This window comes from Leptolyngbya boryana PCC 6306, from assembly GCF_000353285.1.
Classification (GTDB): domain Bacteria; phylum Cyanobacteriota; class Cyanobacteriia; order Leptolyngbyales; family Leptolyngbyaceae; genus Leptolyngbya; species Leptolyngbya boryana.
The window spans coordinates 822,568-838,461 of the sequence record NZ_KB731324.1; the positions used below are offsets into that span (position 1 = coordinate 822,568).

Sequence of the window (15,894 nt, forward strand, 5' to 3'; positions counted from 1 at the left end):
AGGTTAAAACCGATAAGTAAAGCCTGCACGAACACTTGTACCGGGTTGAGCGAATCGATCGAGATCTCTCGGTGCAGCAGCATTGATTAAGGTTCTCACATCCTGATATTCAAAATATTCTGCATTGAATAGATTGAACACTCCAACATTAAAGCTAATTAACGGCGTGATATTGTAGAACCCCGTCAAATCGACTACCGTATAAGCAGAAGGTGTAAATGAGCTAGCAGGACGACTATCACTGAGTCTTGGCTTTGCGACAAAGCTCCCAATCAACTCTGCTCCCCATCGATCCTCTGGCGCACGATAGCGCAATCCAACAACCGCTTTAAAAGGCTCTACACTGTCTAAGGGTTGATCCGTGGTTAAATTATCTCCCACAGTCCATCCTAAACTCGCGAGTAAGCTTAATCCGTGAGGTTTCGGGCTGAAGCGATACTGTCCACTGAGTTCAACCCCGTAGATTCTAGCTTTTGCTATATTGCGAGACTGAAACAGAGCAACAGGTAATCCCGGTACGATCGTCAAACTTTGCCCCACATTTGCTAATCGCTCAATGAAATTGTCATAGCGGTTGTAGAAGCCTGTCAAACTAAAGTTAAACTGCGAAAATCCACCCCGCAAGCCGAGTTCAAACCCATTACTTGTCTCTGGTTCTAGATCAGGATTTGAGAGCGTTTTATAGCGAAATGTTGGGCTAGTGAGATTCGTGAATCCAGCATTAATCTCACTGTAGAGCGGAGCACGAAATCCTCGCGCGTATCGACCCACGATCGCAAGTTGAGGAGTGGTCTGCCAAACAAATCCTAAGCTTGGCGAAACCGAAGACGAGGAGAGATCCGCAGAGACAGCACCCGGATTCCGGGCATAGAGCGCATCTGGGCGAGTCTCTAATCGATAAGCATCAAATCTTACACCCGGAATCAGGGTAAAAGCCTTACCAAATTCAACTTCGTTCTGAAGATACGCTCCAAATCGAAAAGTATCGGAATCGGGAAAATCCTTAACCGGAAAGTTATCCGCACCAATCACATTCGTCGTTGCGATCGCAGTTCCAACTGCATTAAATCGCTGCTCAATCCCGTCACGAGTCCGCTCATTTCGAGTCGTTGAAACATCAATCCCATAGGTTAACCGATTTGCAACAGTGCCAAGATTGAACTGGCTCTGAAGCCGCACACCGCCACCCAACACTCGATCGACAAATAAATTCTCTAAGTTCCGCAATCGTCGTCGATCGACTCCCGCGCCTGTGCGTACAAAGTCCTGAACACGCTCCTCTTCAATTTTCACATTCTGATAGTAAAGCTGGAGCTTTGCTCCACTTAAAAAGCTACGACTGTTCGGATCATCAAAGTTGTAAGCTAAGCTGAAGCGCGATCGCGATGTCGTATAAGCGATCGTCTCATCCTGCCCCCGAAATCCGGTTGGGCTGATCAAATCTCGAACCGTCAACGAACTGACATTAAAGTCATCGAAGTTCAGAAATCGCTCTACAGTAAAGTCAAGGCTACTCGTCTCACTCAAACGATAAACTAGCTTACCCAGATAGTTATTTCGCCCCACTCCTCGATCGTCTACAAAGTCGTTATTTCCTGGAACTCTTGCTTCTTGACTATCGCGACGAGTATACCCGAGCAAAAGCTCTAAGTTTCCGATCCGATTCGCAGTCAAACCATTAAAGACAAAACCGCGATCGGCACTATCAAAGCTCGTTGATAAAACAGACAGCGAGTCCCGCTTACCAAACTGATTCAGCAAATCTGAAGGCTCGATCGTTCTAAACGTCACGACTCCACCCAATGCATCACTGCCATACAGCGCCGAAGCCGCTCCCCGAATCACTTCTGCTCTTTGCAAAGTTTCAAGCTCAACATAGTCCCGTCCAACTGAAGTTGTCCCAAAAGTAAACTGGCTCGGAGCGCGAATCCCATCAGTCTGAATCAGAACTCGATTGCCACCTAGCCCCCGAATCGTAATATCCTGAATCCCATAGCGCCGATTGCTTCCGACTCCAACATTTGGCTCATAGCGAAACAAATCTCGCAAGTCTTGAACTAAGTTTTGATCAATTTCCTGATTCGTAATCACATTCACCGTTGACGGAGAGAGCCCTACAGAACGAGGGGTTCGGGTTCCTGTCACTGTAATCTCTTCTTCAGGGACTTCTGAAGAATTAGCTTCAAGCTCGATCGAGCTTTGAGAAAGTTGCTGCGCTTCGGTAATTGGGCGATCGAACTCTGATAGCTGCGTCGGAATTTTTCCCTTCTCAAGAGCTTCCTGATGCTGATTCTCATCTAGAGCAAGTACAGGGGCAGCAAGAAGCGCACTCAGAAGCAGCCCGTTCAACCCGATTAGATTGAATTTCATGGAGTAATTAAGTTCAGAAACGACTGTAAGACAAGCATCTGAGGAAATTGAATAGCGCAGTGTGGAGAAGCACGATTCTTGCAGATCGGCTCCTCTTCCCTCCTTAATAAATGAGAAGAATTTTTATTAACTTAAACACAGAATTTCACAAATGAAACTAAATGTCAATAAGCTGTATCGTATTCGCTTCACTGACATGAATTATTCGAGTGTCCGATGGTCTGTATGCATATCCTCATCAGCTGTAAACGTAAACCTAACAAAGTTCTCTGCCCTACGATCATTACCCTAATCAAGGTTGAGTTATCCTATGGTATTTAAAGTATTCGCGCCTGTACTTTTAGCTGGATTGGTAGCAGGTGCAGTTTTGCCTGCAACGGCTCAAGTCTTACCCAAACCCATGACTTGCGAAGCCACGATTCTGCTCGATCAAGGCAGTAGTTTAATCTATCGACTCAATGGCATCGTGCCAAATCCCACGTCTGATCGCCCTCAAAATCCGATCGGAACCTCGATCAATATGACGGTGCAGCGTCGTGATCGCGCAGGAAACCTCCAAACTCTCTTGAATCGCGTCCGAGTCAATAATCTGGAGGACATTGCTCCAGATGCGGACTATTCTAAGTTCCCCTTTACAGGTGTGTTTCGCGGTCAATCTAACAATGGGTTTCGGCTTTATTCTGTTAGCAGTTCTACACATGGACTCTACGCCAGCTTGCGTCCTACTCGTGGACAGCCCCAGCAAATGCAAATCGTTCACTATTTGAGCCGGGGAAATTTTGTACGATCGACTGCAGGCACTTGTCGTTGATCAGATGTTGCGTAATCTATCACTGAGGTCAATTTATGAAAGCGATCGTTCAGACCCAATATGGTTCATCCGATACCCTGAGCTTACAGGAGGTCGATTCACCGACGATGACGGATCAGAGTGTACTCGTTAGAGTTCATGCGACATCCGTCAATTCGGGCGATTGGCATCTGATGCGGGGTAGTCCTTTTCTAGTTCGTTTTATCTATGGATCGCTACTCAAGCCCAAGCTCAAGATTCTCGGTTTTGATGTTGCAGGACGCGTAGAAGCCGTAGGCAAAGCAGTTACTCAGTTCAATCCGGGAGATGAAGTGTTTGGGGATTTGTCGGAGTGTGGATTTGGGGCATTTGCTGAGTATGTCTGTTGTCCTGAAACGGCATTAGTGCATAAGCCGATCACGGCAAGCTTTGAAGAGGCTGCGACTGTGCCCGGAGCTGCGTTAACCGCTTTGCAAGGATTGCGGGATGTGGGACAGCTTCAGCTAGGGCAGCGAGTGTTAATTAATGGTGCGTCTGGTGGGGTTGGATCGTTTGCGGTTCAGATTGCAAAAATTCTGGGGGCTGAAGTGACGGCGGTTTGCAATTCGCAGAAACTAGAAAAAGTGCGATCGCTTGGGGCTGATCACGTCATTGACTATACGCAAATCGACATTACTCAAGCGAGACAGCAATACGACTTGATGCTAGATGCTGCGGGTTTCCGCTCTGTTTTCGACTATTTACCAACATTAGTTCCTCAAGGGACTTATGTAATGGTCGGTGGCTCAACAGTTCGACTGTTCCAGGTGCTATTGTTTGGATCTATCATTTCCAGCATCAGCCGTCGAAAAGTAAAAGGTTTTGCGGTCAAGCCAAATCAAACCGATCTACTCACTCTGAAGGCATGGATGGAAGCTGGAAAGCTCATGCCTCTGATTGATCAGTGTTATCCATTGAGCGAACTTCCTACCGCGATTCGCCGTCTCGAACAGCGACAAGTAACCGGGAAAGTTGCGATTCGAGTTTGAGCGAGAAGGGCATGGAACAACCGAGTAATGAATCAAACCGACGCAATCAGGTCGATACTCGATTAGAAAAAGACGTTCAACAGTCCAAAACCCCAAAAGCCTACCAAAGAGAGCATTGATTCGCTGAATCGCTTTGTGCTTTTCTCAATCATGCAATGGAGGAAACTTCAGAACTAGAATGGTCTTTGCCCGCCATTCTAGAATCGATCCAAAAACCGACCTTGACCGCAAGCACACGTCTTATGATTCAATCAGATGGGACTAACTTAATTGAGGAAGAAGCCAAAGCACAATCGACTTATCTCATTGCTCAAGTCATTGGAGCTTGGAGCGAGACATTTACGTTAACACTCAAAAGCTTTGATCCTGAAAGTGGCATTCTATTAGATTCTCTAAGCCTGCCGCCCGTCGTGTTTCAACTGTGTTTCAACCTTACTCAGGTCTGTTGCGATGTTATTGAAAATCTGGCGTGTTGAGCAAACTTGTTTATTCGAGCTAGTCTGGAATGAGGCGCACACGCTCAGCGCAAAACTCATCTATCCAGAAACCCTGACGACGCTCTATCAAACCTGGAAAAACACTTACCTCCAGTTTTATCGCTCAACCTTACGTGCCCGTCCCGGTCTCGTGCTGAACTTAGAAGAACCTGAGATTGATTGGCGCACTCGCCTGGTTCAAGCAGAAGCCACGTTTTTAGCAGAATTTCACTACTGGGTAAATAGCGCAGAACTACTAGAAATTCGACGACAAATTACTCGTTCTAAAACTTCAACCCTCTATCTGCGTTGCGATTCTCCAGAGATTGTTAAACTTCCTTGGGAATCTTGGCAGATTGGCTCAGAATTCGGCTCTGGTCAACCGATTCATGTGATCCGAACTTCAGTTGCTCTCTGTGCTGAACAAGCGAAACCCGTTCGTCGAACTAGAAATCGGATCTTAGTCATTCTTGGCGATGAAACTGGCTTGAACTTTGAAGCTGAACGTGCTGCCTTACAGCAGTTAGATCATCGCACTGAAATTAGCTTAGTTGGGTGGCAACCAGCGATCCGAACACCTGAGTTATTGCAACAGATTAAGACTGCGATCGCTGATCCCGAAGGTTGGGACATTCTCTTTTTTGCAGGACATAGCAACGAAACCGCGCTCACGGGCGGAGAACTCGGTATTGCTCCAAACACTTCAATTCTCATGAGTGAAATTGCACCGCAGCTAAAAACGGCTCAAGAACGCGGATTGCAATTTGCGATTTTCAACTCCTGTAACGGTTTGAGCATTGCAGAATTGCTGATCAAGCTAGGGTTGAATCAAGTTGTTGTGATGCGTGAGCCAATTCGTGATGATGTTGCAAAAGACTTTCTGATTCACTTTTTAAGATATCTATCGAGTCATCAAGATGCTCAAGAGGCAACGATCTCAGCGTGTCAGTTCCTCAAACTAGAGAAGAATTTAACTTATCCTTCAGCCTATCTCATTCCATCTTTATTTTCTCATCCTCAAGCTCAACCTTTTCGGCTCTTCACACCGAGTTGGAAGACACAGCTTAGACGATGGAAACCGAAGTGCCGAGAAGCGATCGTACTCAGCTTATTCGCAATTCTAAGTAGTTGGCTCCCGATCCAAAGTGCCCTGATTGATCAACGTCAACTCGCACAAGCCTTGTATCGCCAGATTACTCGCCAAGGAATTCAGGCAACCGCCCCTTCAACTTTGCTCATTCAAATCAATGAAGAATCCCTACAAAAAGATGGCATCAAATTAATTGAGCAGAATCTCGATCGCCGATATCTTGCGAAAGTTATCGATCGCATTTCGCAATCAGAGAGTTCTGTCATTGGCATTAACTATCTATTGTTTCGGCATCAACCGAGTAGCGATCGCATCTTCGCAAAATCTCTTCAATCAGCGACTAAATCCGGTAAGCAAATCGTTTTCTCAGCCACTCAAGATGTTCAATCCTATCAAGCTTGGGTGACAGCTTTACCAGAGTTCACGAAATTTGGTAGCAGTGGAGATATGGACTTGCTAGGCGATCCAGCCTTTTATGCACGATTGATTGGTGACACTTCAGCCCAAACTGAGATGCTCCCTTTCGCTTACCAAGTCGTGCGATCGTGTAATCCAAAAGCACTCAATCGACAAAATGAACACCTCTATTTTCATCCAATCACTCAATTCTCTGCTTTATTTGGGCAAACCTGGCTTCACCCTTTAGTCGATTTCTCAATTCCGCCCAAGCAAGTCTATGATGCAGTTCCAAGCTGGCAATACTTACAGAATCGAGATAATCCGAACAATGAAATTGTCTTGGTCGTTCCTGGTGGACAACTCGATGCAGGAGTTCTGCCTGGGGAAGATTATTTTAGTACTCCACTTGCCTTCAAATTTTGGCAACCGAACGCAACTAGAAAGATGTCAGGAGGAACAATTCATGCTTATTTGATTCATAGTTTAGTAGCTCACCGTATGATTCTTCCAATTCCTGATCTTTGGATTATCATCATTGCTGCGATCGCTGGTAAAAGCACAATCATTTTAATCACTCAGAAAAAACTCAACTGTAAATGGTTTTTCATTGTCCCAATTCTCTATGGCTTAGTTAGCTTACAGTTCTACATTTCTTCCCAAGTTCTGATCCCATTTCTACTACCCACGCTGACCTATCTTGCATTTCTAGCTCAACTCAATCTCAAACCTCAGTCAAATGATTAAACAAACTCTAGTTCTGATGAGCTTTCTGGTCGCATCTCCGGTTGTTGTGCTAGCGGATGCTCCTGTTCATGCACAACAGCGCTCAAATTGGCAAGAATTCTTTCAGCGAATTGTCTCCCGTTCTCCGCTTCCTCGCAAAAGAGGCGGCGGTCGTGAAGGTCTTTTGGGTTGGCAAGTGCTGACTCCTGGCAGTTTGTCACAACAACTATGGACATTGCAACCGATTTTAGTTTGGCGATCGCAGCCTAATGGAAAATTAGTTCCCGATCGTGCTGAAATTCTTCCGGCAGGTTCAGGCTCTCCCATTTGGAGCCAACGAATCCAGCCAAGTCGGACAACACCGATCATAGCTAAACTGGAGCCTGGTAAAACTTATGTCTTGCGATTCTCAAAGTGGAATGCTGACCTGAAGAAAGATGAGGTGATCATCGGGTGGGACATTGAAGTGATGCCAACTGCACAACGGCAGAAAGTCGCCGCAGCGCTCAATCGCCTCAACAAAAATCTCAAGCCTGTAGAACGATTGCAGCGAAGAATTGAGGTGCTCGCATCCTTCGGATTATGGTCTGATGTCGTTCAAGAGATTGAACAATCAAAGGTGTCTGCCCGCGATCGTCAGACCGCAATCAATGATCTACTCACACAGCTAGAAGATTCGGCGGGTTCAACCCGTATCAGAAAGTAAGTTCGCTGGCGGTTTTGAAAAGAATGATCTAATGTCCATATTGTCAATCGAACCAAATCGTCAAACACGGACACTGCACGGGAAAAAAGCGGTAGAATTGCATGAATTTCGGATTCATGATCCCGAAGATGGGTGAGAATTGGGCGCTGAAGTTGCGAAAATACGCACTATGCTCAAAGAAACGTTTTGTACCCATCACTGAAGCGCCCTTGCAGTCGCTTCGTTTTGATGTCTCAAATGATCTCAAATGAGAGAGAAAGAACTGCAACATCATCACTACTTACTTTGTAGAAAGAGCTTTCTGGCTGTCGATCGAGATCCGAAAGAAGATTGTCAATGGCATCAATTCCTCGCTGATCTGCAATCGTAACTGGAGTACGATGTGATTCTTCTGCTAGCGTTCTCATTTGCTGATAGGTTCTCGTCAATGGATTACGACTTGCAACGATTAAAGCTTCACCCCGTCCAGCAGCCGGAGGTGCGATTCGGAACGATTCGCTTGGGTCAGGGATCAGTCGATTCGCTTGGGCAGAAACTTCACCACTTAAGCTTTCACGAATGTAGTCATTGGGGAAAATGATCGAGAAGCGACCATTTGGACTGATCAGGGCAATGAGTAAATAGAGCGGTACACGATCGCGGTTCGTAATTTGAAGTTGGCAAGGCGTTCTTGCACGAATTGGCTGACTTGGTGTTGGCAAATTTCTGTAAGTACTTGCTTTTGCAATAATCTGCCCTGGTTGACTTTGAGGATAAAGTGAAACTTCGAGCTTCAATTTAGAACTGTTAGGGTTGAGGGTTTGGCGAATTAGATGTGCGGCGAAGAGTCCCTGGAATTTTGGGGTAAGACGGACAATCGCCTTTGAAAGCGATTCTCCAGGTTGCTCGAAAGAATCAGGGAGAAGTTCTAAGCTTGGTGAAAACAGCGCAATACTATTGCGAGGTACAGAGGTCGTTTGAGCAGTGACTCGACTGAGAATGTAATGTACCGATTGAGGATAGGAACCATCAGGGCGAGCAGGAATAAATTCAATTCGGGAATCTTGACCTTGAGGAGCCTGATTGCCTAGCGATGAATCTAGACCAATTCGGAGTTTTATCGTCTTCGAGATCACTCTTGACGTTTCTTTGAGTAATGCACCCGGAACAAGATTTCCGGTCAGCGTTGCAGTTGCGATTAAGCCTTTTCGCTGAGTAATCGTAACTGTTGCTGTTCCTTCTAAAGTTGAAAACTGAGACTCACTACCAAATGCTTCGAGCGTTTTTTTATCTAACCCTCCAAGCCAGAGGGTTGCTTGATTGCGTTGAATCGATCGAACAACTGCTTGAGCCGCTTGGTTTACAGGAGAAGTGAAGTAGATGGGCTGTGTTTTCACTTCTGGCTTAGAATCGAAAACAGGCTCTTGAAAGCCTGTAGCAGTGAGTAGAGATCGCGTAATCATTGCCTCTGCATCGGTTAAACTGCTCGTCGTTTCCCAAAGATATTGAGTCAGACAGTAAGTAAATAAGCCTGAAGAAACATCCGCTACATCGCTTTCTTTAGCAATTTGATTTGCAGTTGCAGCCGCTAAGACAATGCCTTTTGCTGTTCCTGCTTTTCTACGATCGCGCAATTCCTGTGATGAAATGCCTAATTTTCTCATCCAGTTTTTCTGATAAGCAATTTCATCAGCACTCGGTTGATAGAAAGCATGACTTGCATCGGCTCGAACTCTCTCACTGCCACGAGTTCCGCCACCTGAGTAGCAGCAATCCAGTACTGCGGTAACATTCTCTGTTTTTAGGGCTGACATGAGTAAGAACAATGTCTTACCCATGATGTCATCGACGCTCTGATCGGCATTGCGATAATCGGCTCTAGCAGGGACGAAAGCGCTATTTGCTTGATCTGAAGTGATCGCATCCGAATCAAAGAGTCGAGAACCGTGCCCTGAGAAATGAAAGACAACAATATCGCCAGGTCTTGCTTGCTGGATGAGGTGCGCTTCAAAGGTTTGGAGAATATTGCTGCGGGTTGCATCTTGGTTGATTAAAATTTTGATATCTGAAGGCTTGAAGCCGAATCGATGGATCAGCAGTTCGCGTTGAAGTTGGACATCGGTTTCGCAACCTGTTAGGGGGGAAAGTCCGCGATGATTATCCTGCCTAACTCCGAAGGAATTACTCGTTTCCAAATAGCTATTAATTCCAACTAAGAACGCGAGTTTGCGAGAACTTGATTGTGCCAAAACTTGACCATATCGGCTTGCCTGAGCAAGATATAGCGCACCTGCTGCTTGAAGAAAATGACGACGTTTCATAGTCTTTCTCTACTCAACGTTAAGAAGAGTGCGGTGGTGAGTGGATTGATTCGACTCAAGCATGTCAGAAAACGGCACATCGTCAGATATTCCTTAATCGGTTAGACAGGTTAGTATCAAGATTTTATTTTCCTTTCTTCTCACTTGAATTACGGAATTCCGAAAAGTTGTCGAGAATCCTTGCAATATGCATAACTTCCTCCGGGAAGTATAATTTGATTTCTCTGATTGCTAGGAATTGAGGTGAGTATGGATGATCTCGTCAAATACTGGACACTAATCTGCATCAACCCGGCAGGCGGTTACCGAACAGAGAAAAGCGCGATCGCACACCGCTATATTACTCAGAACTATTCGCACATTTCCGAATCGCAACACTTACAGCAGCAGTTGGTTTACGCCTATCAACAGGGCTTCACAGAAGCAGAACTTTGTCTTCGCTGCTTTATCTCACATTGCACACTGGAAGAATGTAGCTCTATCGCACGCCAGTTTGGTGAGTACTATCAATTTCATCAATTCGATCTGCTGACCTATGTGCTAGATGATGATGGTTCACTCTCGACTGAATACAGCCCATTGTCCAAAAGAATTCTAGCAAGCTACAATCCAGCGATCGCAACATTGAATACTTGGGCAACTCGATTGGTTCGACAACATCCAGAACTGAATCAATTTTTTAAGCAACAGGGTTTATTCTTAAAAAGCGATTGGGCAATTCTCAACAGTACAACCTCAAAACAATTGCAGCGCATCTTAAAAGAACGATTTTACTGGTCAGCAGAAACGATTCAAACTGCCATTCTGTATCTTGAAAGCTATCATGCGGTGTATTTGAACGATCGCATTGCTGCAGGAAGTCAAGGCAGATGTAAAGAGCCAACTTCTGAGCAGTTGCAGCGAATGGTAGAGTATTTGCAGCCGAAGATCGTTTCTCCCAATCAAATTTTGAATCAGTTACTTGCGATCGCGCATTGTCTTCGACAACATCGTCTCAATCGGTACCAGACTGAATCGATCGAGGATAAAGCAATTCAAGCGAAGGCAGAACATCCGAGTCATTCGGAGGCTGATCCCGCAGAAGAATTTTTAAATTACTATCGCGCTCAATTCTTAAAATGTTTGAATGCGTCTTTAGAAATTGTGATTCACGATTACACCAGTCGTTTAAAAGGTCAAAAAGTTGATCAATTCTTGACAGCATTGAAACTGCTTTATTGTCAGCGCGTAACCATGACCCAGATTGCTGATCAGCTTGATCTCAAGCGTCAAGACAACGTTGCACGACTTTTAAAATTAAAAACGCTGCGTGCTGATGTCGGGTTGCATATGCTCAAAGGGCTGAAACAGGATATCCGAGAGACGGCCCAAACCTTCATCGATCCAGAGCGACTGACTCAGTTTGCAGAAGCGATCGATCTCGCATTGCGCGATCAAGTCGATGCTCTGCTAGAAAAGGATGCTCAACAATCCAAAACGCCAAAAGCCTATCAAAGCAATAATCTGTTTGCTGAACAACTTTGTGCCTTGCTTAATCATTCCGGAGCATGATCATGATTCCGTTAAACGCTGCTTCTACCCCACTTGACCTCACATCAGACCGAATTAATCGAGCGATCGCATTTAGCCAGACGCTCCCGAATTCTCTCACTCGCTGGCAATCTCATCTTGCTTTACTCGCTCTAGAAGGTCTGGCGCAATATTTTAGTGAGCGATCGACTCCGATTCAGTTCGATCGAACTCAGGCAAGATTACTTGAGCCTTCAGAATTTGGCATACCCGCTGCGATCAATTCGATTTATGCCGATCAATTTCACCTTGCTTTATTTGTCGTAGACAACGAAATTGAGTTTCCGATGAGTTTAATGCAAAATCCAGCTCACTTCTATATTGCTGCTAGTGTGAATGAGGAAGCGAATCAAATTGAATTTTATGGTTTTTTAAGAGGAGATCGACTGAATCTAAGTTCTACTTCTGATGCAACTTGTCTCATTCCGGTTTCTCAGCTTGAAACAAATTTTGAGCACTTGTTTTGGTACTTAGCAAGTTTGGAATTGAGTGCGATTCCGTTACCATCGTCAAGTTTAGCCATTTCTGCTCAATGGCTGATTCAACCGCTTGTCAATGCGGCTCAATGGGTTCAGACTCAAATTGATGAATTGTCTTGGACACTGTTTTCGTTGGAGCTAGCGCCTGCCGGAATGAGAGCTTCAGCAAATGCGTTTAGCGCAGACTTAAGTTCTGTGTTTACTGAGATCGAGCGGTCTGGACTTCAAATTCCTTCAACAGCACAATCGGGTTATCGATCGATTAAACTCAACCAGCATACATTCCGACTTTACATCACGACTTGGGCAGTAGAAGAGGCAGAATGGTCTTTACTGGCAATCTTAGAATCAATTCAGTCTCCCACTTTGCCAACTGGGACACAACTGGTGATTCAAGCAGGCGAAACGGTGTTGGTCGAGGAAGAAGCAAAAGCGCGATCGGCGTATCTGATTGCTCAGATCATCGGAGATTGGAATGAACAATTTACATTAACGCTCAAGAGTGTTGATCCTGGCGATCGCATGACTATCGACTCTCTGAGCTTACCTCCGATCGTTTTCCAACCGGATTAATGCCCTACTGCTCAGAATCTAGCGCGTCGAAAAACTTATCGATTCGAGCTAGTCTGGAATAGCTCACAAACTCTCAATGCATCAGAACTGCATAACCTGCAAAGCTGTGAAACCTAAACCGTCCCAGAGGCAAAAATAAACTTTCTGCCTCTGCATCGCAAATCTCGTGACTTTTATCCGACAGACCAGGTATAACAGCAATGTGCATCTCGGAGTCCTTCACAGAGTGCAGCAATGTTCTAAGCAGAAGCTGTACATGCACGTCCGAAAGTGGCGATATCGAGATCGTCGCACTGCCGAACTCATCTGCATCCTGATGAACTTGGCAAACCTAACAATTACAGCAATAAAGTATTATTGAAATGTCATTGAAGCCATTGAATTTCTTTTTCATGCTGGCGGCTATCTCTGTCGCTTCACTTGTCCCTTCGCAAGTTCGTGCCGAGGGAAACTGCCCACCGGGTTTTTACCCGATCGGGGGTGGCAGCGGTGGTTGGGTCGGCTGTGCTCCGATGGATGGCGGTGTAGGCAGCGGACAAGCACAACCAGCTAATAATCCACCGCCCATGATTAACAATGGTGTCAGGCTGCCCGGGCTTTCTACCTATGATCCTCAAAAGTGGGCGGATTTCTTTGAACACCTGCGCCAGTCATCACTCAGAGACCAGAGAGAATTGATCGTTAAGCGCAATGGTGAGGCTGCTGGTAAAACTTTTGACGAGCTTGCTGAAGGAGTGTGGACGGTGGGTCGCTCTCCTGCGGGGCAGAGTACACTTGCTTGTGCGGCAACATTTTGGACGCTGAACGGTGGGGTTGTTTTGATGGACTGGAAAGGAGAGCAATCCGGCACAGCGATGATGTTCTTTGCCAGGTCTATGCCGCCTGAGAAAAAAGCGAAGCGGATGCGGGTCAGTCTCGTGCAATCCGGGGAGACACAAACTGTCGAGGTCTTGGCATCACATTTCCCGCTGGCTCCCAAGATGGGCATGATTTTCTTCAAGGTTCCATCAAGCGAAGCACTGCTCGGATCGATCGAAGACACCCAGGACTTTGCCGTTCATCTGGAGAGCCGTAAACTTTTGAGCGGTGAATGGCACAGTGCCGCTCCAATGCGTAAGGATCTAGCCGAATGCGTGGCTCAGATTACGCGGGAAACCTCTCAGCCCAGAGGTAAGAGCGAACGATAGCACAGACATGATTCAGTAATTCAAGAGTTGACTTTACGATGCGTTTAATAGTTTCTCAATCTTGGTTGTTCGTATTGACAGCGATTTGGTTTGTTCCTTCTAGTATTCGTCCTGCATACTCAGCAGAAATTCAGCTTCCGATGATTCGGACAAGTTGCACAACCGATTCTCATCGACTGCTCGCGCCCATGCCTTTGAGGCTACCACCAACAGCTGTTTACGTTAGATCTGAGCAAGTGGCTCAGGCTAGAAAGCTTAAGACATTAATTGCAGCGAGACAATGGGAGCAGGCGCTGCAAGAGTTTCAGAAAGGATCGAGTTGGGTACAAGATGAGACAGCGCGATCGCTCTTTGTTGGACTGGTTCGAGCCAATGAAACGGCTCGTGCATCTCGGTTTGTGATTGAGCAGTTTCCGCCACAGTCTCGACAACGAGCGCGGGGAATCGGCGCGATCGCGGCTGAACTAACGGGTCGCAATCAATTGAATGATGCGATCGCACTCCTCAAAAAATTGCCTCAGACTTCCGAATATCTCAGTGATGCTGTGATTCCAGTTGTGGATACGCTTGCTGCAACCCATCAGATTCAAACCATTCCGCAAGTCATGACGTTGTTTCCTGTAACTGAGAAATGGACAATTTGGACAGATGTTGCGAATGCAGTACTATTTGAGCCAGCGCAAGCGAAAGCAGTTGCAGGCATGATCGAAGGGGAATATCTACGATCGCTCACCCTAAAAAATATGGCAACAAAATGGTTATCTGAAAACCGCCGTGAGGTTGTCAAAGCTTGGACAATTGCAAACGACATAGAAGATTGCTCAATCCGTATAGAAGTTTTAGTAAACGCCTTTGAACAACTGAATGCTTCAAACTTGAATGTGTCAAATCCTCAGAAAGCGAAAGCACTCGATCAGATAGAAGCTTTGATTGCAGTACTGCATGATCCGAACTTAAACTATCAAAGTGATCTGATCAACTACCAAGTTTCGCTAGCAGGTCTAAATATCCGAAGCGGACGTAAAGCACATGGTTTGAAGTTACTCGAAAACGTTCAGAAAGGCTTGAAACAATTTGATTCGGATACCTACCGAGCAGAGACTTTGATCAAACTTGCGACTCAGTATCAGTCGATCGGAGATAACCGAACTGCAATTCAAATGCTAGATAATGCCGCGATCGCAGTTCGAGATGCATATAATCCAAAACCTCGAACGAGTGGTCAATTTATCTTACCTCCGTTAGTTCCGACTCCTTACTGGCGCGAGGAGAAGCTATATAAAATTGCTGAACGCTATCGATCGCTCAACCAAATCCGAAAAGCAGAGGCAATTGAGCGAACGTTGCCGCAGCGCGCAAAAATTACGCTTCCCAGTCATTTCAAGCAACGCGCTAATCCCGTTCGCAGGGTTCAGCCTTCTCAAGTTCCATCCTTAAAAGTTCCAGAGAGTCGCTAGGATGCGATTCACTGTGTTAATGGGCGCGATCGCAGTTTTGGGAGCTTCGATCGCGCTGAACGTTATCCTATTTAGTCAGGCAAAAAAGTACTATCTCGAACTGAATGAAACGCGACTTGATCCGGTTGGATTGAGCACTTATTCTACTTCTCCTAGTCCCAGTCAGAATCGACCTCGCGTCGTCTTTTTTGGAGACTCTAGGGCTGAGAATTGGACATTTCCAGAGATGAGTCAGTATGAATTCATCGATCGTGGAATTAGCTCACAAACCTCAGTGCAAGCCATTCAACGATTTCAACAGCATGTCCGACCCTTACAGCCTAGAGTCATCATTGTTCAGGTTGGAATTAATGATCTCAAGACGATCGCATTATTTCCAGAACGAAAAGCTGAGATCATCGAAAATTGTCGATCGAATATTGAGCGAATTGTTCAAGAATCGAAAGCTTTGGGCGCGATCGTGATTCTGACTACGATTTTTCCAGTCGGAGATGTGCCCCTTCAGCGTCAGCTCTTTTGGTCAGATGAAATTGGTCAAGCTGTGCAAGAGATGAATCGTGAGCTAGCAGCACTAGCTAGCGATCGAGTGATGATTTTTGATGCGTTTTCAATTCTCGCTGACTCACAAGGCAAGCTACGCTCAGACTATCGAATGGATGAATTGCACCTGAATCAACAGGGATACTCAAGGTTAAATCAAGCGCTGATTGAACCGCTTGAAATGCTCAAACTTTAGATTTTTGTTCT

The 15,894-nt window shown here is 45.7% G+C and carries 12 protein-coding genes; 10 read left to right on the forward strand and 2 right to left on the reverse strand.

The window, feature by feature from the left end; translation table 11 throughout:
- Positions 1 to 3 precede the first annotated feature (3 nt).
- A complete protein-coding gene (locus LEPBO_RS0103780) occupies positions 4 to 2,370 on the reverse strand; it encodes a TonB-dependent hemoglobin/transferrin/lactoferrin family receptor (RefSeq protein WP_017286205.1) in 2,367 nt (788 codons plus the stop codon).
- Between the two features lie 310 nt (positions 2,371 to 2,680).
- On the opposite strand from LEPBO_RS0103780, the gene LEPBO_RS0103785 reads away from it, so the two are divergent.
- The 5 genes from LEPBO_RS0103785 to LEPBO_RS0103810 all read left to right on the forward strand — a co-directional run bounded on the left by LEPBO_RS0103785 (position 2,681) and on the right by LEPBO_RS0103810 (position 7,582).
- The gene (locus LEPBO_RS0103785; RefSeq protein WP_017286206.1) at positions 2,681 to 3,181 is read left to right on the forward strand and encodes a hypothetical protein; all 501 of its coding nucleotides are present in this window, start codon (positions 2,681 to 2,683) and stop codon (positions 3,179 to 3,181) included.
- 35 nt (positions 3,182 to 3,216) lie between these two features.
- Complete coding sequence (locus LEPBO_RS0103790) at positions 3,217 to 4,188, forward strand: NAD(P)-dependent alcohol dehydrogenase (RefSeq protein ID WP_017286207.1); 972 nt, start codon at positions 3,217 to 3,219, stop codon at positions 4,186 to 4,188.
- 242 nt (positions 4,189 to 4,430) lie between these two features.
- Complete coding sequence (locus LEPBO_RS0103800) at positions 4,431 to 4,664, forward strand: hypothetical protein (protein WP_148664746.1); 234 nt, start codon at positions 4,431 to 4,433, stop codon at positions 4,662 to 4,664.
- Complete coding sequence (locus tag LEPBO_RS0103805) at positions 4,639 to 6,897, forward strand: CHASE2 domain-containing protein (RefSeq protein WP_017286210.1); 2,259 nt, start codon at positions 4,639 to 4,641, stop codon at positions 6,895 to 6,897. The genes LEPBO_RS0103800 and LEPBO_RS0103805 overlap by 26 nt, the downstream gene beginning before the upstream one ends.
- Positions 6,890 to 7,582: a hypothetical protein gene (locus LEPBO_RS0103810; protein WP_017286211.1), complete on the forward strand. Its 693-nt coding sequence runs from the start codon at positions 6,890 to 6,892 to the stop codon at positions 7,580 to 7,582. The genes LEPBO_RS0103805 and LEPBO_RS0103810 overlap by 8 nt, the downstream gene beginning before the upstream one ends.
- A gap of 233 nt (positions 7,583 to 7,815) precedes the next feature.
- On the opposite strand, the gene LEPBO_RS0103815 is transcribed toward LEPBO_RS0103810, so the two are convergent.
- On the reverse strand, positions 7,816 to 9,882 hold the full coding sequence (locus LEPBO_RS0103815; RefSeq protein WP_017286212.1) for a caspase family protein: 2,067 nt from the start codon (positions 9,880 to 9,882) through the stop codon (positions 7,816 to 7,818).
- Between the two features lie 249 nt (positions 9,883 to 10,131).
- Between LEPBO_RS0103815 and LEPBO_RS0103820 the strand changes: the two genes are divergently transcribed.
- From LEPBO_RS0103820 to LEPBO_RS0103840, 5 genes are all read left to right on the forward strand, one after another.
- Positions 10,132 to 11,433, forward strand: coding sequence for a hypothetical protein (locus LEPBO_RS0103820; protein WP_017286213.1), 1,302 nt, complete (start codon positions 10,132 to 10,134; stop codon positions 11,431 to 11,433).
- Positions 11,434 to 11,435: 2 nt separating this feature from the next.
- Positions 11,436 to 12,503, forward strand: a complete 1,068-nt coding sequence (locus tag LEPBO_RS0103825; protein ID WP_225885714.1) for a DUF1822 family protein — start codon at positions 11,436 to 11,438, stop codon at positions 12,501 to 12,503.
- A gap of 362 nt (positions 12,504 to 12,865) precedes the next feature.
- On the forward strand, positions 12,866 to 13,690 hold the full coding sequence (locus LEPBO_RS36075; protein ID WP_017286215.1) for a hypothetical protein: 825 nt from the start codon (positions 12,866 to 12,868) through the stop codon (positions 13,688 to 13,690).
- 38 nt (positions 13,691 to 13,728) lie between these two features.
- Positions 13,729 to 15,147, forward strand: a complete 1,419-nt coding sequence (locus tag LEPBO_RS0103835; RefSeq protein WP_017286216.1) for a hypothetical protein — start codon at positions 13,729 to 13,731, stop codon at positions 15,145 to 15,147.
- A 1-nt stretch (position 15,148) separates the two neighbouring features.
- On the forward strand, positions 15,149 to 15,883 hold the full coding sequence (locus LEPBO_RS0103840; protein WP_017286217.1) for an SGNH/GDSL hydrolase family protein: 735 nt from the start codon (positions 15,149 to 15,151) through the stop codon (positions 15,881 to 15,883).
- Positions 15,884 to 15,894: the final 11 nt, after the last annotated feature.